This window comes from Amycolatopsis heterodermiae, assembly GCF_034929455.1.
Taxonomy (GTDB): Bacteria; Actinomycetota; Actinomycetes; order Mycobacteriales; family Pseudonocardiaceae; genus Amycolatopsis; species Amycolatopsis heterodermiae.
Map to the genome: position 1 here is coordinate 314,354 of NZ_JAYFSI010000011.1, position 20,336 is coordinate 334,689.

At 72.6% G+C, this 20,336-nt stretch carries 19 protein-coding genes and 1 tRNA gene; 8 read left to right on the top strand and 12 right to left on the bottom strand.

All coding sequences use genetic code 11. The features are described 5' to 3' along the window. Positions 1 to 251: 251 nt before the first annotated feature. The 4 genes from VA596_RS37320 to VA596_RS37335 all read right to left on the bottom strand — a co-directional run bounded on the left by VA596_RS37320 (position 252) and on the right by VA596_RS37335 (position 3,012). Positions 252 to 416 (bottom strand): hypothetical protein, encoded by a 165-nt coding sequence (locus tag VA596_RS37320; protein WP_323333602.1) that lies wholly within the window; start codon positions 414 to 416, stop codon positions 252 to 254. A gap of 297 nt (positions 417 to 713) precedes the next feature. Then, positions 714 to 989 carry a DUF3040 domain-containing protein gene (locus VA596_RS37325; protein ID WP_323333604.1) on the bottom strand — a complete coding sequence of 92 codons (276 nt, stop codon included), beginning with the start codon at positions 987 to 989 and terminating at the stop codon, positions 714 to 716. A 19-nt stretch (positions 990 to 1,008) separates the two neighbouring features. After that, positions 1,009 to 1,767, bottom strand: a complete 759-nt coding sequence (locus VA596_RS37330) for an aldehyde dehydrogenase family protein (protein ID WP_323333605.1) — start codon at positions 1,765 to 1,767, stop codon at positions 1,009 to 1,011. A 633-nt stretch (positions 1,768 to 2,400) separates the two neighbouring features. Further along, positions 2,401 to 3,012, bottom strand: coding sequence for an HSP18 transcriptional regulator (locus VA596_RS37335; protein ID WP_323333606.1), 612 nt, complete (start codon positions 3,010 to 3,012; stop codon positions 2,401 to 2,403). Between the two features lie 101 nt (positions 3,013 to 3,113). Here VA596_RS37335 and VA596_RS37340 point away from each other — a divergent pair, with 101 nt between their 5' ends. Further along, positions 3,114 to 3,554, top strand: coding sequence for an Hsp20/alpha crystallin family protein (locus VA596_RS37340; RefSeq protein WP_323333607.1), 441 nt, complete (start codon positions 3,114 to 3,116; stop codon positions 3,552 to 3,554). Between the two features lie 78 nt (positions 3,555 to 3,632). Then, positions 3,633 to 3,950 carry a DUF6292 family protein gene (locus VA596_RS37345; RefSeq protein ID WP_323333608.1) on the top strand — a complete coding sequence of 106 codons (318 nt, stop codon included), beginning with the start codon at positions 3,633 to 3,635 and terminating at the stop codon, positions 3,948 to 3,950. A 743-nt stretch (positions 3,951 to 4,693) separates the two neighbouring features. On the opposite strand, the gene VA596_RS37350 is transcribed toward VA596_RS37345, so the two are convergent. After that, the gene (locus VA596_RS37350) at positions 4,694 to 5,500 is read right to left on the bottom strand and encodes an MBL fold metallo-hydrolase (RefSeq protein WP_323333610.1); all 807 of its coding nucleotides are present in this window, start codon (positions 5,498 to 5,500) and stop codon (positions 4,694 to 4,696) included. A 246-nt stretch (positions 5,501 to 5,746) separates the two neighbouring features. Between VA596_RS37350 and VA596_RS37355 the strand changes: the two genes are divergently transcribed. The 4 genes from VA596_RS37355 (at position 5,747) to nrfD (ending at position 11,727) form a co-directional block, all read left to right on the top strand. Continuing rightward, the gene (locus VA596_RS37355; protein ID WP_323333611.1) at positions 5,747 to 6,223 is read left to right on the top strand and encodes a DUF4383 domain-containing protein; all 477 of its coding nucleotides are present in this window, start codon (positions 5,747 to 5,749) and stop codon (positions 6,221 to 6,223) included. A 160-nt stretch (positions 6,224 to 6,383) separates the two neighbouring features. Further along, entirely contained in the window at positions 6,384 to 9,668 is a 3,285-nt protein-coding gene (gene fdh, locus VA596_RS37360) for a formate dehydrogenase (protein ID WP_323333613.1), read from the top strand. Next, on the top strand, positions 9,665 to 10,699 hold the full coding sequence (locus tag VA596_RS37365; protein ID WP_323333615.1) for a 4Fe-4S dicluster domain-containing protein: 1,035 nt from the start codon (positions 9,665 to 9,667) through the stop codon (positions 10,697 to 10,699). The genes fdh and VA596_RS37365 overlap by 4 nt, the downstream gene beginning before the upstream one ends. Further along, on the top strand, positions 10,696 to 11,727 hold the full coding sequence (nrfD, locus tag VA596_RS37370; RefSeq protein ID WP_323333617.1) for an NrfD/PsrC family molybdoenzyme membrane anchor subunit: 1,032 nt from the start codon (positions 10,696 to 10,698) through the stop codon (positions 11,725 to 11,727). Before VA596_RS37365 ends, nrfD begins: the two co-directional genes overlap by 4 nt. Before the next feature lie 22 nt (positions 11,728 to 11,749). Here nrfD and VA596_RS37375 read toward each other — a convergent pair whose 3' ends face one another. The 5 genes from VA596_RS37375 to VA596_RS37395 form a co-directional block, all read right to left on the bottom strand. Continuing rightward, a complete protein-coding gene (locus VA596_RS37375; protein WP_323333619.1) occupies positions 11,750 to 12,235 on the bottom strand; it encodes a hypothetical protein in 486 nt (161 codons plus the stop codon). Next, positions 12,232 to 12,819, bottom strand: coding sequence for a DUF2231 domain-containing protein (locus VA596_RS37380; protein WP_323333621.1), 588 nt, complete (start codon positions 12,817 to 12,819; stop codon positions 12,232 to 12,234). Before VA596_RS37380 ends, VA596_RS37375 begins: the two co-directional genes overlap by 4 nt. Before the next feature lie 55 nt (positions 12,820 to 12,874). Next, complete coding sequence (gene selB / locus VA596_RS37385; RefSeq protein ID WP_323333623.1) at positions 12,875 to 14,596, bottom strand: selenocysteine-specific translation elongation factor; 1,722 nt, start codon at positions 14,594 to 14,596, stop codon at positions 12,875 to 12,877. After that, a complete protein-coding gene (gene selA / locus VA596_RS37390; protein ID WP_323333625.1) occupies positions 14,587 to 15,870 on the bottom strand; it encodes an L-seryl-tRNA(Sec) selenium transferase in 1,284 nt (427 codons plus the stop codon). Before selA ends, selB begins: the two co-directional genes overlap by 10 nt. After that, positions 15,870 to 15,964 (bottom strand) — tRNA-Sec (locus VA596_RS37395). Before VA596_RS37395 ends, selA begins: the two co-directional genes overlap by 1 nt. 53 nt (positions 15,965 to 16,017) lie before the next feature. Between VA596_RS37395 and selD the strand changes: the two genes are divergently transcribed. Further along, a complete protein-coding gene (gene selD, locus VA596_RS37400; RefSeq protein ID WP_323333626.1) occupies positions 16,018 to 17,010 on the top strand; it encodes a selenide, water dikinase SelD in 993 nt (330 codons plus the stop codon). 83 nt (positions 17,011 to 17,093) lie between these two features. After that, a complete protein-coding gene (locus tag VA596_RS37405) occupies positions 17,094 to 18,410 on the top strand; it encodes a cation:proton antiporter domain-containing protein (RefSeq protein WP_323333628.1) in 1,317 nt (438 codons plus the stop codon). Between the two features lie 159 nt (positions 18,411 to 18,569). Here the strand turns inward: VA596_RS37405 and VA596_RS37410 are convergent, their stop codons facing one another. Together VA596_RS37410 and VA596_RS37415 are read right to left on the bottom strand one after the other, a co-directional pair. Next, positions 18,570 to 19,118, bottom strand: a complete 549-nt coding sequence (locus tag VA596_RS37410) for a type 1 glutamine amidotransferase domain-containing protein (protein ID WP_323333630.1) — start codon at positions 19,116 to 19,118, stop codon at positions 18,570 to 18,572. Between the two features lies 1 nt (position 19,119). Next, the gene (locus VA596_RS37415; RefSeq protein ID WP_323333631.1) at positions 19,120 to 20,274 is read right to left on the bottom strand and encodes a glutathione-independent formaldehyde dehydrogenase; all 1,155 of its coding nucleotides are present in this window, start codon (positions 20,272 to 20,274) and stop codon (positions 19,120 to 19,122) included. Between the last annotated feature and the right edge of the window lie 62 nt (positions 20,275 to 20,336).

Here is a 20,336-nt window from a genome sequence, read left to right on the forward strand (position 1 = left end):
ATCGGTGGCCGGGCGGAATCCGGCGCAGGCTGCTCGGCACGCCCGGCTCGGGCGCAGCGCTCGGCTTGGACACAGCACTCGCCTTGGTGATGGCCGGGAGCCGTCGTCGAGCCGGCCTGGCCGTTCGGCGGCTGCGTTGCTGCCCACCTCGCGATCCGCCCGCAGCTCGGCCACCGGACACGGCGGCGCCTCGTCGAGACGGGAATTCCCCGTCCTGGGCGGAGAAAGCCCGGTTGAAGTCCGCGCACGCGTCAGCGTTCGTCCTCGACGTGCAGGGCCGCCCGCTCCGGTCCGGCATCCGCGACCCCTTCGCCGGGTTCGGTGTCGGTCGGAGGGCCGTCACCCTCGACCGGCTCCACTGGGATCGCCTCCCTGGACGACACCCCGGCGTCCGGATCTTCCCGTTGCCAGGCCACGGAGTCGAGGCCGCCGTGTCCGGGAGGCCCGATCGAGCTCGAGCCGCTCCCGTTGTTCCGAACCAGCGGCCGATTCCGGGCCGGCGCCGGCCACCACCTCCACCGCCGGGCCGGGGTCCCGGGGCTTCCCCGCGCCGGCCCGGAGAAATCCCGCCCGCACGACGAAGCGAGCACACCCGAGGCCCGCACCCGGCACACCACCGAGGTTTCCCGCGATCACGGCGACGGGCGGTGGCGGCGGTGAGAGCGCGGTACCGACCACGGGCCCAGCCTGGTGGCCGGAGGTCGCCCTGCGCTTCAGGTCGTCTTCCGGCGGCGGCCGTTCCGGACGCGGTGCACCTGCACCATGGCCGCGACGCAGACCAGTCCCCAGAACACCGGCCAGCCGTCGGCCGCGAAGATGCCCACGGCGATCATCAGCACCACGGTCACGTCGGCGAGGAGCACGATCACGCGCCACTGCCGGGACCTGTCTTGCCTGTCGGCCGGGAAACCGGCGAGGAACCCGGGATCCTCGGCGCGCAGATCCTGCTCGATCTGCCGCAGGACCCGGCGATCACGCTCCGGCAACATTCGATCAACTCCTTCGACGTCAGAACGGGGTTTGCGCTGGGTGCGCCGGATCGTGACCCACGGGATCCGGGTGGACTCCCCGAGGTTCACGGTCGCTGCGAAACGGCCGTCCCCGCTCGGCGGAGATCTCCTTGGCGAACGCCGGCCGCCCGACGATGTGGGTGAGGTGCCCGGCCTGGCGTCGATTGATCACCGGGCCGAGGTCGACGTCACCAGAGGCTGCCACGAGGTGGCGGCCCACCGCCATGCAGATCTGGCCCTGGTGGGCGAAGCTGCCGAACGCGCCGGCCGCTGCCGCGGCCGGGACGCCGGCGTCGCCGAGGACCACGAACGCGTTGCTCCCGCCCAGTTCGGACACGAACTTCTTGAAGCGCCTGCCGACGGCCTTCGACAGCGACCGGCCGACCGGGGTCGATCCGGTGAACGGGACTCGGCGCGCGAGACTCGTCCGGCCGGGCTGGGCGGTCTGCAGCGGGGTGCCCCACGGGCGTCCCGGCCGGGCGACGGCCTGGAGCAGCTGAACCTCTTCCAGGGCGAGGTCGACGTCGAGCCGGGCCGGCGCGCGGGTCTTGCCGGCTTCGCGGGTCTTCGCCCAGGCACGTCCGGCTTCCGCCGCGCGCGCCGCCGAGCGGGAAAGGGTGTCCGCGTCCGCCGTAACGACCTCGCCGAGCGCGTCACCCGTCGCCGGTCCAGTGGCCTTCAGGCCCGGCTCGGCCGTGGTCCACGTGCCGGTGAAGGTCGTCCCGGCCCACCGCGCGGTCTCGTCGAGCAGTCCCACTCGTGTTCCCTTCCTCGGCGCCTTGGCGGCTACCCGGGTTCGACCGGCGGAAACGTTCCGGAAGAACGTTGTTTTGCCGGGTGGGACGCGGGTATGCGCAGTTCGGCGGCCCCGGGTCCACGCGTCCGGAAAGGTTCCGGTGTCGTCGAAGCGGCCGGTTCCGGGACCGGCTGCGTCCACTTCGGACACCCCCGAGATGGATTCGCGGGCCGGCGGCTGCGTGGCGCTGAACGTGGTGGCCCCGGCCATCGCCGCGCCGAAACCCCGCAATCCGAGTCACGCCGAGGCGGCCTTCGCGGCGCGCGTGTGCCGACCTCGGCCGGCCCGGACAACCAGACCTGCTGCGCGAGCTGGGTGCGGCCCCGATCGACCACCACCGCGACGACCCCGTCTCGGTCGCACCCGAGCAGACCGGCGGTGCCGGGGTGGACGCGGGGCTCGACCTCGTGGGCGGCGAGAACCTCGTCAAGAGCTGCGCCGCGACCCGCGCTGACCCGAGAGCGCCATCCAGGAGGTCCGGCCGCTCGATCAGGTCTGCCGCACGGCCACCCTCGCAGGTGTACGAGCGCTGCCGCCGGCTCGTCCGCATCCGGGCCCGGAAACACGTGAAGTCGTGGGTCGTACCCGCGGCGGTCACCGAATGCGGTCGTGGCGCTGCCCGACCGCGTTGCGGCGCAGCCGGGCGGTGTGCTCGCCCACGGTACCGAGCCGATCGGCCAGATCCGGGTGATCACGCGCCAGGTGCGCGCGAACCGCGGCCAGGGGCGGCAGAAGGTTGGTCACGTCGTTGTCGCCCAGAGCCGCGACGAGGCGATCGACGGTCTCGCGGGCCGCTCCGTCGAAGCCTTCCAGGGCACTGATCCGGCCGGCCAGTTGCCGCAGCACCGACGCGTTGCGCCGGGCCCATTCCGCGACCGCGCGATCACCCGCTCGCCGGTCGCGCTCGGCGTGGACCCGTGCTTCCCCGGTCTCCTCCCCCGTCGCCGATGGCTGCAGCCGGAGGAACCGGCGTTCCGCAGCCTGCCGGCTCGCCACGCCCAGAACCGGAGCGAGGGAAGTCCAGCTGGCACCGCTGTCCCGCGCAGCCGCGATCAGTTCCGGCTCCCACGCGCCGAGCTGGTCGCGCGCGGACCGCAGGGTCAGCAGCGCGGCCAGAATCCGATCGGACGGCACCGCGCCACCCCGGGCCGCGAGGACCACGTCCCGCACGCTCCGCATCGCCTCGACCGGGTCCACGTCCGTCATGTGTCATCCCATCGACGACCTGAGTCTTGTCATCCTTTGGATGACATGTTAAAACGGTGGAGCGTGTTGACACCAGTCGACGACCCCAGGAGGTGGAACCCATGTTGATGCGCACCGACCCGTTCCGTGAGCTGGACCGGTTCGCCCAGCAGGTGCTGGGCGCCGCAACCCCCGGAACCTGGTCCAAGCCGGCCGCGATGCCGATGGACGCCTACCGCGCCGACGACGAGTTCGTCGTCTGCTTCGATCTGCCCGGCGTCTCCCCCGGCGCCATCGAGCTCGACATCGAACGCAACGTCCTCACCGTCAAGGCCGAACGCCGGCCCGCGCCCGGCGGTGACGTGCAGATGCAGGTCTCCGAACGACCGCTGGGCGTGTTCTCCCGCCAGCTGTTCCTCGGCGACACCCTCGACACCGACCGCATCGCCGCCGACTACGAAGCCGGGGTGCTGACGTTGCGCATCCCGATCGCGGAGAAGGCCAAGCCGCGCCGCATCGACATCGCCGGCACCCAGGCCGACCGGAAGGAGATCCGGGCCTGACAGCCCGCGCGCCGCGCAGGACCGGCCCACGCCGAACCGGTCCTGCGCGGTGGCCTGCGCCGGAAAGGCACGCCCACCGTGACCGCAGCACTGCCCATCCCCGCTCTCACCGCACTCCGGGAATATCTCGCCGGCGTCACGCACGCCCTCGGCATCGGCCTGGAATCCTGCACCGTCGACCACGACAGTCTGGTTTCGGTGTACGTCGCCCTCGAAGAACGCCTGCCCGGCCACCCTGGCTGTGACACCGCCCTGCTGTGGAACGAAGAGCACGGCTGGGCCGCAGCCATCGAAACGGGATCCGGCAAGGATCTCGTCGCCGCGTTGCGCGAAGACCACCACGACATCGGGCCGTGCTGCGCCACGCGGCACGCGACTGAAGAGGTATCACCGTGACGCACTGCGTGCGGCACCACGAGGCAGCGGCGATCGGCATCACGCTCCTCCGTCGGGACGGTGGCGCCCGGACCCTCGTCCGGAGGACCGAACACGTCGTCGGCGGCCCAGGCAAGGTGGTGCCGGAAGTGGCGCAAACACTGCTGTTGCCCTCCCGCGACACCGAATCACCGGCCCGGCCGGCCGACACGGCACGCGCACACCGGCCGGAGACAAACCGTCCTGGCGCGGCCGGCATCGCCGCCGCCGAACCGCTGATCCTGGTCCAGGACATCGAAGACCTGCCGGACACCAGCGAGGTCACCGCCGAGAGGCGGAGCGGGGCCTCATCGCCGGCCGGACCTGCGGGCGAACGTGCCCGGCCTCACCTTCAGCGGGCTTTCGCGCCAGGACCGCTGCCGACCTCGGTTGCCCGCGCGCGATCTCCGGGCCGACTCGGTCGTCGCATCGACCCCGTGAGTCCGACCGTTCGGATCGGGGCGCACGGACCGGTCGAAACGGAGCCAGGACCTCGTCCACGGCTGCGCGCACCGGACGCAGAGGGCGGCACCGGCCGGCGACCTTGCCGGTTCTGACGGCTCAGGGACATTCGAAGCTGCCGGTTCGCCCGCGCGAACCGGCCGGTGTCGCGGTGGGCAGAGCCTGAGGTCGGCCCGCGCGGGGCACCTCTTCCGCGCCGAGTGCCGGCTACAAGGGAAAGAGGCTCGTCATCGTGCCCGCCGGCCAGTCGTGCGTCGAAGTCCTCACAATGGCAACGATTCACCGTGCTGCAGCAGGCAGACCTCCGTCGGCGGCTTCCGCTCACGGACCTCCTGCAGGAAACTCGACACCGGCGAATGGAAAAGCCCGTAGTCGTCGAAGTGCACCGGCACCGCCCGCCGCGGCTCCAGCAGGTTCAGCAGATCGACCCCGCCCCGGTGGTCGAGGGTGACCAGGACGCCGAAAGCCCGCGTCCCCCCGAGGTGCACCACCGCCAAGTCCAGCTCCGGGAACCGCGCACGGATCTCACCGAGCTCGTCGTGCAGCACGGTGTCGCCGCTGAGGTAGATCCGCAGGACGTCCGACTCCGGCGTGGCGCGATACTCCAGCACGCTGCCCATCACCGGCGGCAGTACCCGGTTCAGCACGCCGGGACCGTGCCGCGCCGGCACGGACGTCACCGTCAGCCGCGCGTCACCGTCGGCGAACGACTCGGCCCGCCACATGGCCAGTGGAAGCGGGGCGTGAAACCCCTTGCGCTGCAACCACCCGGCCGCATGAGCGGTGGTGACGATCGGGACGTCCCGAGGCAGTTCCCGAGCGGCGATCCGGTCGAAGTGGTCACCGTGCAGGTGCGACAGCACCACGGCCGTCAACGGCGGCAGATCGGCCGGCTGCAGCGCCGGTTCGGTGCGCCGCCGGGAAAACAACCCCTGGCCGAAGTAGGACCACTGCCCGCGGTGCAGGAAGTTGGGGTCGGTGAGCAGGGTGAACGGCCCCAAGCGCAGGACCACCGTCGCCGTGCCGACGAAGGTGAGCGAGTCACCCGAGGTGACGTCGAGATGTGCCATCCGCGCCTCCTTTCCGTGAGGATTCCGGCTACCCCGGCGCGCCGGAGGTAACCACGCCACCGAGCCGGCGTCCCAGCGCGTTCCCGGCGGTCCGGAAGACCCGGTGCCGCCGCCGACCGACCGGGCTTCCGGCCGCATCCGGCGGTTATGCCCTCGAACACCGGGTATGTCGCGGGCTGCAGAGCCGAAGAGACCGTACGGACCACCACCGGAGACGTACGGTCGCCTCACTCGGAGAGGAACACCGTGTCAACAGGCACCCGCACCACCCGACGCACCGCCGGTCAGACGGCCGCGACCATCGTCGGGGCCGTCTTCCTCCTGGTCGGCGTCCTGGGCTTCGTCCCCGGGATCACCACCGACTACGACCAGCTCAGCTTCGCCGGCCACAACTCCATGGCGATGCTGCTCGGCGTCTTCATGGTCTCGATCCTGCACAACATCGTCCACCTCGCCTTCGGCGTCGCCGGCCTGGCCGCGGCCCGCACCCCGCGCGGCGCCCACCTGTACCTCATCGTGGGCGGGATCGTGTACCTGGTCCTCTGGATCTACGGGCTGCTGATCGACCACGGCAGCGACGCCAACTTCGTCCCGGTCAACACCGCCGACAACTGGCTGCACCTCGGCCTCGGCGTCGGCATGATCGCCCTCGGCCTGCTCACCGCCCGCGCCTCGCGCCACGTCACGACGCCGGGCAGCGCCCGCGAGCCGGGACTCGGCTGACCACGGGCTCACGGCGGCAGGCGTGGTTCACGACGGCCGCGCCTGTCGCCCGATCCAGTGAAATCGTGTCGTGCTTCCCGAAGGCGGCCCTGTCACCGCAGGCCGTTCCGGGTTTACCCTCGCCGGATCCGGGTAGCCGCGAGCCGTCGAGGAGGTGTGCATGGGACCACGCAGGTGGCTCGAGCTCTGGCCGGTCTACCGCCAGCTGACCGGCTCCGACCCGCTCGGGCGGGGCAAGGCGGCCGAGTCGCCGAAGTCCGAGGCCCTGGTCCCCCGCACCGCGAGCGCCGACCGGGTCGCCCGGTCGGTCTGCCCCTACTGCGCCGTCGGCTGCGGCCAGCAGGTGTTCGTCAAGGACGAGAAGGTCGTCCAGATCGAAGGCGACCCGCACAGCCCCATCTCCCGCGGCCGGCTCTGCCCCAAGGGCTCGGCCAGCAAGCAGCTGGTCACCGGGCCGCAGCGCGAGCAGAAGGTCCGCTACCGCGCCCCCTACGCCACCGAATGGACCGACCTCGACCTCGGCACCGCGATGGACATGGTCGCCGACCGGGTGCTCGCGGCCCGCCGCAAGGGCTGGCAGGACACCGACGAGCACGGCGCGCCCCTGCGGCGCACCCTCGGACTGGCCAGCCTCGGCGGCGCGACCCTGGACAACGAAGAGAACTACCTGATCAAAAAGCTCTTCACCGCGCTGGGTGCGATCCAGATCGAGAACCAGGCCCGTATTTGACACTCCGCCACGGTTCCCGGTCTGGGAGCCTCCTTCGGTCGCGGCGGGGCGACGGATTACCAACAGGACCTGCAGAACGCCGACTGCGTCGTCATCATGGGCTCGAACATGGCCGAGGCGCACCCGGTCGGGTTCCAGTGGGTGATGGAGGCCAAGGCACGCGGGGCCGAGGTGTTCCACATCGACCCGCGGTTCACCCGGACGAGCGCACTCGCCGACGCCCACGTGCCCGTGCGCGCCGGCACCGACATCGCGTTCCTCGGCGGGGTGATCAACCACATCCTGAGCAACGACCTGGACTTCCGGGAGTACGTGGTCGCCTACACCAACGCCTCCTTCCTGGTGAGCGAGGAGTACCAGGACACCGAGGACCTCGACGGCCTGTTCAGCGGCTACGACGAGGCCACGGCCGCCTACGACCCGGCAACCTGGCGCTACGAAGGCACCCGGCCGCGGGACACCGGCGGACACGGCAAGGAGACGTCCTCGTCGGACCAGCACGGCTCCGGCGGACCGGTGATCGAAGGCGGGAGTGAGGAGATCGCCGCCGACCCGACTCTGCAGCACCCGCGATGCGTCTTCCAGATCCTCAAGCGCCACTTCGCCCGCTACACCCCGGAGATGGTCGAGGCGACCTGCGGGACGCCGAAGGAGCTGTTCCGGCGGGTGTGCGACGCGTGGGCGTCGAACTCCGGACGCGAGCGGACCGCCGCGCTGGTCTACAGCGTGGGCTGGACGCAGCACAGCGTCGGCGCCCAGTACATCCGGGCCGGCTCGATCATCCAGCTGCTGCTGGGCAACATCGGCCGCCCCGGCGGCGGGGTCTTCGCGCTGCGCGGGCACGCCAGCATCCAGGGCTCGACCGACATCCCGACGCTGTTCAACCTGCTGCCCGGCTACCTGCCGATGCCGACGCCCGCGCACACGACCCTGGACGAGTACCTCGGCACCGTCCGCGGCGACAAGCAGAAGGGCTTCTGGCGCAACGCCGACGCCTACACCGTGTCGCTGCTGAAGGAGTACTGGGGCGACAAGGCCACCGCGGACAACGACTTCTGCTTCGGCTACCTGCCCCGGATCACCGGCGACCACGGCACCTACCGGACCGTGATGGACATGGTCGACGGCAAGGTGTCCGGCTACTTCCTGCTCGGCCAGAACCCCGCCGTCGGCTCGGCGCACGGCAAGCTGCAACGCCTCGGCATGGCCAACCTCGACTGGCTCGTCGTCCGCGACCTGGTGATGATCGAAAGCGCCACGTTCTGGAAGGACGCGCCGGAGATCGAGACCGGCGAGATCGTCACCGAGGAGTGCCGCACCGAAGTGTTCTTCTTCCCCGCCGCCTCGCACGTCGAGAAGGAAGGGACGTTCACCCAGACCCAGCGGATGCTGCAGTGGCGCGAGAAGGCCGTCGAACCGGCCGGCGACCAGCGATCGGACCTCTGGTTCTTCCACCACCTCGGCCGGCTGGTCCGCGAGCGGCTGGCCGGCTCGGAAGACGACCGCGACCGCCCGGTGCTCGACCTCGCCTGGGATTACGCCACGCACGGCGGCGAGCCGTCGGCCGACGACGTCCTGCGGCGGATCAACGGCCACGACCTGAAGACCGGCAAGGAGCTTTCGGGCTACCCGGACCTCAAGGCCGACGGCAGCACGTCGTGCGGTTGCTGGATCTACAGCGGCGTCTACGCCGACGGCGTCAACCAGGCCGCCCGCCGCAGGTCGCGGTTCGAGCAGGACCTCTACGCGCGGGAGTGGGGCTGGGTCTGGCCGCTCAACCGGCGCGTCCTCTACAACCGCGCTTCGGCCGATCCGGCCGGACGGCCGTGGAGCGAACGCAAGGCCCTGGTGTGGTGGGACGCCGAGCACGGTGAGTGGACCGGGCACGACGTCCCCGACTTCGAGAAGCACAAGCCGCCGGACCACGTGCCGCCCGAAGGCGCCGTCGGCCCGGAAGCGCTGCGCGGCGACGACCCGTTCATCATGCAGTCGGACGGCAAGGCGTGGCTGTTCGCCCCGAGCGGGCTGGCCGACGGCCCGCTGCCGACGCACTACGAACCGCACGAGTCGCCGTTCCGCAACCCGTTCTCCACGCAGCAGGCCAACCCGACGCGCAAGGTCTACGGCCGCCGGGACAACCCGTCGCACCCGTCACCGCCCGAGCCGCACGGCGAGGTGTTCCCGTTCGTGTTCACCGCCGCACGGCTGACCGAGCACCACACCGCCGGCGGGATGAGCCGGACCCTGCCCTACCTCTCCGAGCTGCAGCCCGAGCTGTTCGTAGAGGTCTCCCCCGAGCTGGCGAAGCTGCGCGGGCTGGCGCACCTGGGCTGGGCGCACGTCGTCACCGCACGTGCCGCCGTCGAGGCCAGGGTCGTGGTGACCGACCGGATGGCGCCGCTGCGGGTGCAGGACCGGGTCGTGCACCAGGTCTGGATGCCCTACCACTGGGGCGGCTCGGGCCTCGTCGGCCGCGACGTCGTCAACGACCTGTTCGGCGTGGCGCTGGACCCGAACGTGTTCATCCAGGAGAGCAAGGTCGCCACCTGCGACGTCCGTCCGGGACGGCGTCCCCGCGGCGCGGCGCTCCTGGCGCTGCTCGCGGAGTACCGCGACCGGGCGGGCATCACGCCGGAAACGGGTACCCGGGTGGCCACGGCCCTCGGTACCGAGCACGTCGAACCCGGGCACGCGAGCACGGAGGAACGACCATGAGCACCGAGAACCGGCTTTCCGGACCGCTGGACGACGTCGCCGGCGAGGCCGGGCACACCGGCCACCCGCCGCGCGTCGGCTTCTTCACCGACACGTCGATCTGCATCGGCTGCAAGGCCTGCGAGGTGGCGTGCAAGGAGTGGAACAACGTCCCCGAAGACGGGCTCGACCTGCTCGGGATGTCGTTCGACAACACCGGCGCGCTCGGCGCGAACTCCTGGCGGCACGTCGCCTTCATCGAGCAGGACCGCCCGCTGGGCGACCAGTCCCCCGGCCTGGCGGGGTTGCCGACCGGGCCGTCCGCGCTCGCCGGGACCACCGAATCGGTCGCCTCGGCGCTGCACGACTCCCCGCGCGGCGGCGGGGAACTGGGCACCGCGCCGCTGGACCGCCGCGCCGTGGAAGACCTCGGGATGCCGTCGTTCGACCTGCCGGGCGCGAAGACCGGTGCCGAGGGCCGGACCGACTTCCGCTGGCTGATGGCCTCGGACGTCTGCAAGCACTGCACGCACGCGGGGTGCCTCGACGTCTGCCCGACCGGCGCGCTGTTCCGCACCGAGTTCGGCTCGGTCGTGGTGCAGCAGGACATCTGCAACGGCTGCGGCTACTGCGTTTCCGGCTGCCCGTACGGCGTCATCGACCGCCGCCCCGGCGACGGCCGCGCCCAGAAGTGCACCCTGTGCTACGACCGGCTGGGCGACGGCCTGGAACCCGCGTGCGCCAAGGCCTGCCCGACCGACTCGATCCAGTTCGGCGAGCTGGACGAGCTGCGCGAGCGGGCCGCCCGCCGCGTCGAAGACCTGCACGAACGCGGCGTCCCCGAGGCCCGGCTCTACGGTCACGACCCCGCCGACGGCGTCGGCGGCAACGGCGCGTTCTTCCTCCTGCTGGACGAGCCCGAGGTCTACGGGCTGCCACCCGACCCGGTGGTGCCCACCCGGGAGCTGCCGGCGATGTGGAAGTACGCCGGGATGGCGGCGTCGGCGATGCTCGCGGCCGCGGTCACGGCCTTCGCGGGGCGACGCCGATGAGCGACTCGCCGCCGCGTGAACCCCGCAGCGACGCCCAGGCCGGCGACCGGAACGCGAAGACGTTCGGCCGCAGGCGGCGGGGCGGCGGCGGTACCCGGGAAGAGCTGATGGTCCCGCGCGCGGAGTTCCGGTCCTACTACGGCAGGCCCGTGCTCAAGCCGCCGGTGTGGGAGTGGAAGGTGCCGGCGTACCTGTTCACCGGCGGGCTCTCGGCGGGTGCCGCCCTGCTGGCCGCGGGTGCGGACCTGACCGGCCGGCCCGCCCTGCGCCGGGTGGGGCGCACGGGTTCGCTCGCCGCCCTGCTCGCCAGCGTGTACCTGCTCGTGGCGGACCTCGGCCGGCCGGCGCGGTTCCACCACATGCTGCGCGTCGCGAAGCCGACGTCCCCGATGAGCGTCGGGACCTGGATCCTGAGCGCCTACGGGCCGGGAGTCGGCGTCGCCGCGCTGTCCGAAGTGCTGCCCGCCGGGCTCGGCCGGACGTGGCCGGGCCGGCTCCTGCGCGCGTCGGCGCGGCCCGCGGGGCTCGCGTCGGCGCTCTTCGCCCCGGCCGTCGCGTCGTACACGGCGGTACTGCTGTCCCAGACCGCGGTGCCGGCCTGGCACGAAGCCCATCCGCACCTGCCGTTCGTCTTCACCGGCTCGGCGGCCGCGAGTTCGGGTGGCTTCGCGATGGCCCTGGTCCCGGTGGCGGAGGCCGGCCCGGCGCGGGCTCTCGCCGTCATGGGTGCGACCGCGGAACTCGTCGCCTCGAAGGTCCTGGAGAAGCAGCTCGGCCTGGCCGCGGAGGCCTACACGACCGGCAAGGCGCACCGGCTGCGGACGTGGTCGGAACGGCTGACCGCGGCGGGTCTGCTGGGCACGCTCGTGGCCGGGCGCCGCAGCCGCGCGGTGGCTGCCGCCGCCGGAGCCGCGTTGTTCGCGGGCAGCGCACTTCAGCGGTTCGGCGTCTTCGAGGCCGGCGTGGAGTCCACAAAGGACCCCAAGTACGTCGTCGTCCCCCAGCGGGAGCGCCGCGGCCGCCGCTGACGACTTCCGTGCGCCCCATCGATCACGCATCCGCGGGAAAAGCCCGGGCCCCGGCTTCCCGCCGGAACGGTTCCAGGGTCTGCCGCTGACGGGCGGCCCGGGTGAGCAGCTCGTCGAAATCCGTGCCGGGCAGCCGCTCGCGCAACCCGGCCAGCTCGCCCAGCGTGTGCCACAGGATCTTCTTGGATTCGATGCCCATCGCGAGCATCTCCAGCTCCAGGAAACGGCTCAGCGGCGAGTACGACAGCCACCGGCCGTTGCGCTTGAGCCGGCCGAGCCGTTCCCCGGCGGCGGCCAGCAGAACCTTGGCCGGGTTGGCGCGGACCCCGAGCGCCCGCATGATCCCCTCGTAGGTCCGCACGTCCTGCGCCATCGCGTCCGCTGTCCCCGTCAGCGCCGCACCGAGTTCGGTGCCCTTGTTGCCGTCCCGGGCCCGGGCCGCGAGCGCGCGGACACCGACCGCGAGCGCCTGCTGGTCACGCAGGTAGATCGCCAGGAAGTCGGTCATCGCGGCACGTCTTCCCCCGCGGACTGCCAGCGGAAGACGCCGGCACCCTGGGCGTAGGCCAGGTGACCGCCCAGCGCGCCACCGACGCCGAGCACGGCAAGCCCGACGACGTTCAAGAGCTTTCCCGCCGCCGTCGCGCCTCGCGTCCGGGCGCTGTATGAGGTCACGAAGACCCCGGCGGCGAGGGCGTTGGCCGCGGCGTGGACGACCCCGACGCGACGCTGACGGGTGTCCAGTTCGCTGTAGTCGGCCCAGCCGAGGACAGCGGCCGCGGGCGTGGCGAGCAGTCCGGCGGCCACGAGCCGGCGGGCAGCGGGTTCGCTTCCGGGCAGCAGATCCAGCAACGACGAGCACGTCCAAGCCCCGATCGGCAGCGTGACCGCGAGCGGGTGGAGGGGGTGCCCGACGTCGCGACCGCGCAGCTTCCGTCCCGCCGGGCCGCCGAAGAGCCGCCGCAACGGCTTCGCCACGGATTCGGCGGGCCCGTCCAGGACGCGTGCCCGTTCGACCGCCGCGAGCAGCCGGTGCGGCGCGGCCGCCCGGCCTCGCTCCGCCGTACCGCGGGTGTTCTCGTTGTCCGTCATCACACCCGGCTACCCACACCGGCACCGGACAACCCCGGATCTCCGAGGCCCTCGATCACCCGCCGGTGACCCGCCGGGTCCCGTCGGTGAGCCGCTCGATGAAGCCCGCGTCGTCCAGGTGCTCCAGCAGCGGGATCATCACCCGGCGCGTGCTGTCCAGCGCTTGCCGGGCTTCCGACACCGTGAACGGTCGTTCCAGCGCGGCCAGCAGCTCCGCCGCACGAGGCAGGGCGTCCGGGCCGAGCACGACGCCGTCGGCGAGCGCACTCAGCCGACCCACCCGGACGGCCGCAGCGAGCTCCCGCTTGCCCAGGCCCAGTTCGCGCAGCTCGTCCGCTTCGGGCGCACGGAACGGCTGCTCGGCGAAGCGTTTCGCGAGCACGGCGACCGCGTGCTCGACCTCGGCGGTCAGCCCGGCACCGGGGCGCCGGACGAGCCCGCCGTCCGCGACCAGCCCTTCGCTCAGGACGGCCGGGACGAGGTCCGCGGCGGGCAGGCCGAGCCGCTGCCGGAGGACGTCGATCGGCATTCCCGCCGCGATCGGGTGCTCTCGTGACCAGTCGGCCACCACCGTCGGCACTTGGCCGCGCAGGGACGCGAGGTGTGCCGGGTCGGCGTGCCAGTCGCCGAGGCGCTCGCCCACCTCCGGGAGTCCGAGCGCGTGAAAGTCGTTGTGGCGCAAGAAACCCTCGCGTCGCAGAAGGTCCCGGCCCGGTTCCGGAGTGGTCAGCTCCTCGCCCCGGGCCCGCCCGGCACCACGTCGGGCCAGCGACGGCGGGCGGACGTCGAGGACGTCGAACCCGGCCGGGATCCGGTGCTCACCGGGGTCGCGCAGCAGGCCCCGGTCCCCCATCCGCAGCGGCAACGGCGTCGCGAGCAGCAGCCGCGCGGTGTCCGGCCCCAGCGGCCGGACCCGGACCGGCACAGCCGTGGAACCCACGTGCAGCACGAGGTGGCGGTGCAGCTCGGCCGCGCCGCGCAGCCGGACGTCGAGTTCGGCCGTCGTGCGCCACGCGCCAGGCGTCAGCAAGGCGTCGCCGCGCTCGGCCTGATCCCGCGCCACGCCGCGCAGGTTGACCGCGACCCGGGCCACGGCGGAGACGCTCTCGTGCGGTTCGCCGAGGGCCTGCAGCCCGCGGACCTGGACGCGGGTCTCGCCGAGGACCAGCTCGTCGCCGACGAGGAGGGTCCCCGCGCCCAGCGTCCCGGTGACGACCGTGCCCGCACCTTTGATCGTGAAGGCGCGGTCTATCCAGAGCCGCACGTCCGCGTCCGGATCCGGTTCCGGCAGGCGACCGGCCAGTTCGGCCAGGTGAACGCGCACTTCGTCGAGTCCGGTCGTGCTCCCGGTGCTCACCGCGGGCACCTTCCCGAGCGACGTCGCGGCGATCTCGGCCAGCGCCGCCCCGGTCGCCGCGGCTGGGTCCGCGCGGTCGGCCTTGGTCACGACCAGCAGACCGTGTTCGACGCCGAACGCGTCGAGGGCAGCCAGGTGCTCGGCCGACTGCGGCATCCAGCCCTCGTCGGCCGCGACCACGAACAGCGCGGCCGGCACCGGCCCGATCCCGGCCAGCATGTTCGGCACAAACCGCTGGTGGCCCGGGACGTCCACGAAGGCGATCTCCTCGCCGCCGAGGCGCGTCCACGCGAAGCCGAGGTCGAGAGTCAGGCCGCGCCGGCGTTCCTCGGCCCACCGGTCCGGTTCCATCCCGGTGAGGCGCCGGATCAGCGTGGACTTCCCGTGGTCGACGTGCCCGGCCGTAGCGATCACCTGCATCGGCGGACGGCCTCCCTCAGCGCCGGGTCGTCGGCCGGGCGGACCGTCCGCAGGTCGAGCAGGCACCGGTCGCGCACGATCCGGCCGACGACCGGGGGCTCGCCCAGCCGCAACGCCGTCGCGTACCGGGCGGGCAGGGCGACCGCCGCGCTCGGCAGGTCGACGCCGGGAGCGCCCCCGCCGCCAACGACCGCCGTGGACGGCACCGCCTCGGCGTCGATTCCGGCGGACCGCAACGACGTCGCCAGCGCTTCCGCCCGGGTCCGGAGTTCGCCGAGGTCGGCGTCCAGGGCGGCGCGCACCGGTGGTTCCGGTCCGCGCAGGGTGGCTTCGAGCGCGGCCAGTGTCAGCTTGTCGACACGCAACGCCCGGGCCGCGGGATGCCGTCGCAGACGTTCGATCACGGCGGTGTCGCCGAACAGCAGCCCGGCCTGCGGACCGCCGAACAGCTTGTCCCCGCTCGCCGTCACGACGGTCGCGCCGCCGGCCAGCGCGGTCGTGACGTCCGGTTCGCCCGGCAGCAACGGGTGCGGGGCGAGGAGGCCGGATCCGACGTCTGCGACCACCGGCACGCCGAGACCGGCCAGCTCGGCGATCGACGCTTCGGCCGTGAAGCCGGTGACGCGGTAGTTCGACGGGTGGACTTTCAGCACGAAGCCGGTGTCCGGGCCGATCGCCGCCGCGTAGTCGCCGACGGTGGTCCGGTTGGTGGTGCCGACTTCGCGCAGCCGCGCGCCGGTCGAGGCGAGCAGGTCCGGGATGCGGAAACCGTCGCCGATCTCGACCAGCTCACCGCGGCCGACCACGATTTCCTTGCCCTGCGCCAAAGCCAGCGCGCACAGCAGCAGGGCAGCCGCGTTGTTGTTGACCACGTGGACGGCGCTCGGGACCGCGTCCGCCAGCGCGGCCAGCGCGCTACGGCCACGTTTCGCCCGTTCACCGGTCTCGAGGTCGAACTCGACGTCGGTGGTGCCGCCCGCGGCGACGACGGCGTCCAGCGCGGCCGGCGACAGCGGCGCCCGGCCGAGGTTGGTGTGGACGAGGACGCCGGTCGCGTTGAGCACCGGCCGCAGCGACGACACGGTCACCGGTAGCCGGGCCAGAACCTCGTCGACGACCTCGCCAGGCTCGATCTCACCGGCGCGCGCTCGCTGCTGGGCGGCCACGACCAGCGCTTTCACCAGGTCACGGCCGAGTGTCTCGGCGGCCTTCGCGACGGGTGGTTCGGCGAGGACGGTGTCGGTGCGCGGGATCGCCCGCCGCGGGTCAGCCATGGCGGAGGCGGACGGGAATCGAACCCGCCAGCGGCAGGACCTGCCGCTCAACGGTTTTGAAGACCGCGCCGGCCACCAGGCCGGGTACGCCTCCTCGGGGCATCCCGCCATCCTGCCAAGGTCCCGCCACCCGCGCATGATGAACCCATGAGCGTCCGGCTGACCCAGTACGCCCACGGTGGCGGCTGCGCGTGCAAGATCCCGCCCGGCGAGCTGGAGGACGTCGTCCGCGGCCTCACCGGCACCACGCCCGCGCACCCCGCCGGCGCACTGCTGGTCGGCCTGGACGACGGTGACGACGCGGCCGCGGTCCGGATCGACGGCGGTGTCGCACTGATCCTGACCACGGACTTCTTCACCCCGGTCGTCGACGACCCGTACGACTGGGGCCGCATCGCCGCGGTGAACGCGCTGTCCGACGTCTACGCCATGGGCGGCACACCCGTGGTCGCGGTGAACCTGCTCGGCTGGCCACGCGACGTCCTGCCGTTCGAGCTGGCCGCCGAGGTGCTGCGCGGCGGCCTGGACGTCTGCGGCAAGGCGGGCTGTCACCTCGCGGGCGGGCACAGCGTCGACGACCCCGAGCCCAAGTACGGCTTGGCGGTCACCGGCACCGCGGACCCGGACCGGTTGCTGCGCAACGACGCCGGCCGCGCGGGTGTCCCGCTGACGCTGACCAAGCCGCTCGGGATCGGCGTGCTGAACTCGCGTCACAAGGCCACCGGCGAACGGTTCGAGCAGGCGATCGCCACGATGACCACGCTGAACCTCGACGCGTCGCGGGCCGCGCTCGCCGCCGGGGTCACCTGCGCAACCGACGTCACCGGCTTCGGGCTACTGGGCCACCTGCACAAGCTCGCCCGCGCGAGCGGCGTCACGGCCCGGATCGACCCGGCCGCCGTGCCCTACCTCGACGGCGCCCGCGAGGCGCTGCGCGACGGCTACGTCAGCGGCGGGACCCGGCGCAACCTCGACTGGGTGCGCCCGCACGCCGACCTGTCCCGGATCTCCGAGGACGAGGCGCTGCTGCTGGCGGACGCCCAGACCTCCGGCGGCCTGCTCGTCGCGGGCGAGCTGCCCGGCCACCCGGTGATCGGCGAACTGGTCGCCCGCGGCGAGCACACCATCGTCGCGGGCTGAGCGGCACACCGGAGTTTGTGCCCCGGTCCGCCGGGTAACCCGCGAGCCGGTGTCCACGGCAGAGCAGCAGGTGTCCGGTGTCCATGTTGACCGTCCTCTTCGGTGTCGCCGGGCTGCTCGCGCTGGCCGCGGCGGTCCTGCCGAAACTGGTCGCCGAACGGCCGTTTTCGACCCCGCTGATCATGCTGATCGCCGGCGTCGGGCTCGGCCTGCTCCCTCTTCCGGAGCCCTACGGCAACGGGTGGGCCGACCCCGCCGCCCACCTGACCGGCGTCGAATCGTTCGCCCAGCTGGGCATCCTCGTCTCTCTCGCCGGGGCCGGGCTGTCGGTCGACCGCCCCTTCGGCCTCCGCCGCTGGGCGTCGGCCTGGCGGCTGCTCGGCATCACGATGCCGGTGATGATCGCCGTCGTCGCCCTGCTCGGCTGGTGGTGGCTGGCCCTGACCCCCGCCGTCGCGATCCTGCTGGGCGCGGTACTGGCCCCGACCGATCCGGTGCTCGCCGGCGAGGTCGGCGTCCCCTCCCCCGACGCGCACCCGGAGCAGGCCCGCGACAACGAGATCCGCTCCACCCTCACCATCGAAGCCGGCCTGAACGACGGGCTCACCATGCCCTTCGTGCTGCTGGCTCTGGCACTCGCCGGGGAGCGGCCGGAGCTGGACGTCCGGTGGGTCCTCGTGGACCTGCTGCTGCCGGTGCTCATCGGTGTCCTGGCAGGACTGGGCGCCGGGCGGCTGCTGGGGTGGGCGATGTTCCGCACGTCGTCGTCCCGGTTCCGGCTGGCCGACTACGCCGACGGTCTCGTGCTGGTCGCGCTGGCGTTCCTCCCGTACGCGGTCGCGGAACTCGTGCACGGCAACGGGTTCGTGGCCGTCTTCGTCGCCGCCGTCGCGGTGCGCACCGAAGAGCGGTCCCACGACTACCACGAGGTGCTGCACTCCTTCGGCCGCCAGCTGGAACGGCTGTTCGTCGCGATCGCCCTGCTCGGTCTCGGCCTGGCCCTCGGGGACGGGCTGCTGCGCGGCTTCTCCGTGGTGGAACTGCTGGTGGCGGGCGTCGCGGTGCTGGTCGTCCGGCCGGTGATCGGCTGGTTGTCGCTGCTCGGTTCCTCGGCCGGGCCCCACGCCTCGGGCGCGATCGCGTTCTTCGGCGTGCGCGGGATCGGCACGATCTTCTACCTCGCCTACGCCCTCGACCGCTTCCCGGTGCCCGGCCAGGACGTGCTGTGGCGGGTCGGTGCCCTCGCCGTCGCCCTGTCGGTCCTGGTGCACGGCGTGCTCGCCGAGCCCGCGATCCGCCGGATCGAAGCCCTCGGCGGCCACCTGCCGACCAGCGGCGACCCCGGCGGGCTGACCGGCGTACGCCGCGACCCGGCGGCCCGGAAGCCCGGCGCCGGGTGACGCGGAACGGGGCGGCGGACTGCGGAGGCGGGTTTCGGTGACCGAGGGACGACCCGGGACCGTCACCACGGCCCGGCACCCGGGCGTTCCGGAACGCCCGGGTGGGTGACCCGTTGACGTGGCTGCCGCTCACGACGCAGGCCCAGCGCGGCCGGCGGTCTACGAGCCCCGGGCGAACTCCGCCACGATGCGCTCGCAGAAGGCCGGCAGGTCGTCGGGCGATCGGCTCGTCGTGATGTTGCCGTCGGTCACGACCTCCTCGTCGACCACCTCGGCCCCGGCGTTGCGCAGGTCGGTGCGCACGCTGGGCCACGACGTCAGCCGGCGCCCCCGCGCGACGTCCGCCTCGACGAAGTTCCACGGGCTGTGGCAGATCGAGGCGACCGGCTTGCCCGACTCGACGAAGTCCCGGACGAACCGCACCGCGGCGGGTTCCATGCGCAGCTTGTCCGGGTTCACCGTCCCGCCCGGCAGCAGCAGCGCCTCGTAGTCGCCGACCGACACGTCGCCGACCAGCTTGTCCACCTTGAAGGTGCCGGCGTCCTCGAGGTCGTTGTTGCGGGCCTGGATCTCGCCCTCGGCGATGGAGACCACGGTGGTGGCGGCGCCGGCGTCGTCCAGCGCTTGCCGCGGCCGTTCCAGCTCGACTCGTTCGACCCCGTCGGCCGCGAGGATGGCGATCCGGCGTCCGCTCAGCTCTCCGGACATGTCAGGCCCCCGCCATCGCCGGGTGCAGGACGACCTTCGTCCAGCCGTCGTCCCGGTTGTCGAAGTGCTCGTACGCCTCCGGCGCGCGGTCGAGGGGCAGCTCGTGGCTGACGATGAACGACGGTTCGGCCTTGCCCGCGGCGATCAGGTCGCGCAGCTGCCGGTTGTACTTCTTGACCGGCGCCTGGCCGCTGCCCACGTGCTGGCCCTTGAACCAGAACGTGCCGTAGTCGAAGGCGAGCTTGCCCTGCTTCGCCAGCTCGTCCTCGGACCCGGGGTCCTGCGGCACGAAGACGCCGACATTGCCGATCTTCCCGGTGAAGCGGACCGAGGCGACCAACCGGTTCATCGTCAGGTTGGCCTGCTCCCGGCCGTCGGGCTCGTGCGCCTGGTAGCCGACGCATTCGCAGCCGTTGTCCGCGCCCAGCCCCATCGTCTCGTCCAGCACGGCCTGCACGGGGTCGACCTTCGAGTCGTCGATGGCGATCGCGCCGATCGATTCCGCCAGCCGCAGCCGGTCGGCGTGCCGGTCGACGACCATCACCTTGCTCGCGCCCCGGATGGTCGCCGAGAGGGCGGCCATCAGCCCGACCGGGCCCGCGCCGTAGACGACCGTCTGGTCGCCGGGCCGCACGCCGGCCAGCTCGGTGGCGTGGTAGCCCGTCGGGAAGATGTCGGCGAGCATCACGTAGTCCGTCTGGCGCTGCTCGGCGTCCTCGCCCAGCCGCAGGCAGTTGAAGTCGCCCCAGGGCACGCGCAACAGCTCGGCCTGCCCGCCGGCGTACGGGCCCATGTCGGCGAAGCCGTACGCGGCACCGGCCAGCTTCGGCTCGGGCTGGGCGGTCAGGCAGTAGTTCGTCAGCTGACGCTCGCAGTTCTTGCAGTGCCCGCAAGCGATGTTGAACGGCAGGACGACCCAGTCGCCTTCCCGGACCTTGTCGACCCCGGCGCCGGCTTCGACCACCTGCCCCAGGTTCTCGTGCCCGAACCAGCGGCCGGTCTCGAAGTCGGTCCGGCCCTCGTACATGTGCAGGTCCGAACCGCAGATGTTCGCCGAGGTGATCCGCACCAGGACGTCGGTCGGCCGCTCGATCCGCGCGTCCGGCACGTCCTTCACACTGACCTGCCGCGGCCCTTCGTACACCACTGCTTTCACGATTGCCTCCTTGCGCCGGGTGTCCCCTCGGCGCCCGGATTTCCGCCGGGAATCCCGCTAAA

Excerpts from the sequence above, each read along its gene's own strand:
- VA596_RS37325 (WP_323333604.1), bottom strand. The coding sequence starts at position 989 with ATGTTGCCGGAGCGTGATCGCCGGGTCCTGCGGCAGATCGAGCAGGAT.
- VA596_RS37335 (WP_323333606.1), bottom strand. The coding sequence starts at position 3,012 with ATGACGGACGTGGACCCGGTCGAGGCGATGCGGAGCGTGCGGGACGTG.
- VA596_RS37340 (WP_323333607.1), top strand. The coding sequence starts at position 3,114 with ATGTTGATGCGCACCGACCCGTTCCGTGAGCTGGACCGGTTCGCCCAG.
- VA596_RS37350 (WP_323333610.1), bottom strand. The coding sequence starts at position 5,500 with ATGGCACATCTCGACGTCACCTCGGGTGACTCGCTCACCTTCGTCGGC.
- VA596_RS37365 (WP_323333615.1), top strand. The coding sequence starts at position 9,665 with ATGAGCACCGAGAACCGGCTTTCCGGACCGCTGGACGACGTCGCCGGC.
- nrfD (WP_323333617.1), top strand. The coding sequence starts at position 10,696 with ATGAGCGACTCGCCGCCGCGTGAACCCCGCAGCGACGCCCAGGCCGGC.
- VA596_RS37375 (WP_323333619.1), bottom strand. The coding sequence starts at position 12,235 with ATGACCGACTTCCTGGCGATCTACCTGCGTGACCAGCAGGCGCTCGCG.
- VA596_RS37380 (WP_323333621.1), bottom strand. The coding sequence starts at position 12,819 with ATGACGGACAACGAGAACACCCGCGGTACGGCGGAGCGAGGCCGGGCG.
- selB (WP_323333623.1), bottom strand. The coding sequence starts at position 14,596 with ATGCAGGTGATCGCTACGGCCGGGCACGTCGACCACGGGAAGTCCACG.
- selA (WP_323333625.1), bottom strand. The coding sequence starts at position 15,870 with ATGGCTGACCCGCGGCGGGCGATCCCGCGCACCGACACCGTCCTCGCC.
- selD (WP_323333626.1), top strand. The coding sequence starts at position 16,018 with ATGAGCGTCCGGCTGACCCAGTACGCCCACGGTGGCGGCTGCGCGTGC.
- VA596_RS37405 (WP_323333628.1), top strand. The coding sequence starts at position 17,094 with ATGTTGACCGTCCTCTTCGGTGTCGCCGGGCTGCTCGCGCTGGCCGCG.
- VA596_RS37410 (WP_323333630.1), bottom strand. The coding sequence starts at position 19,118 with ATGTCCGGAGAGCTGAGCGGACGCCGGATCGCCATCCTCGCGGCCGAC.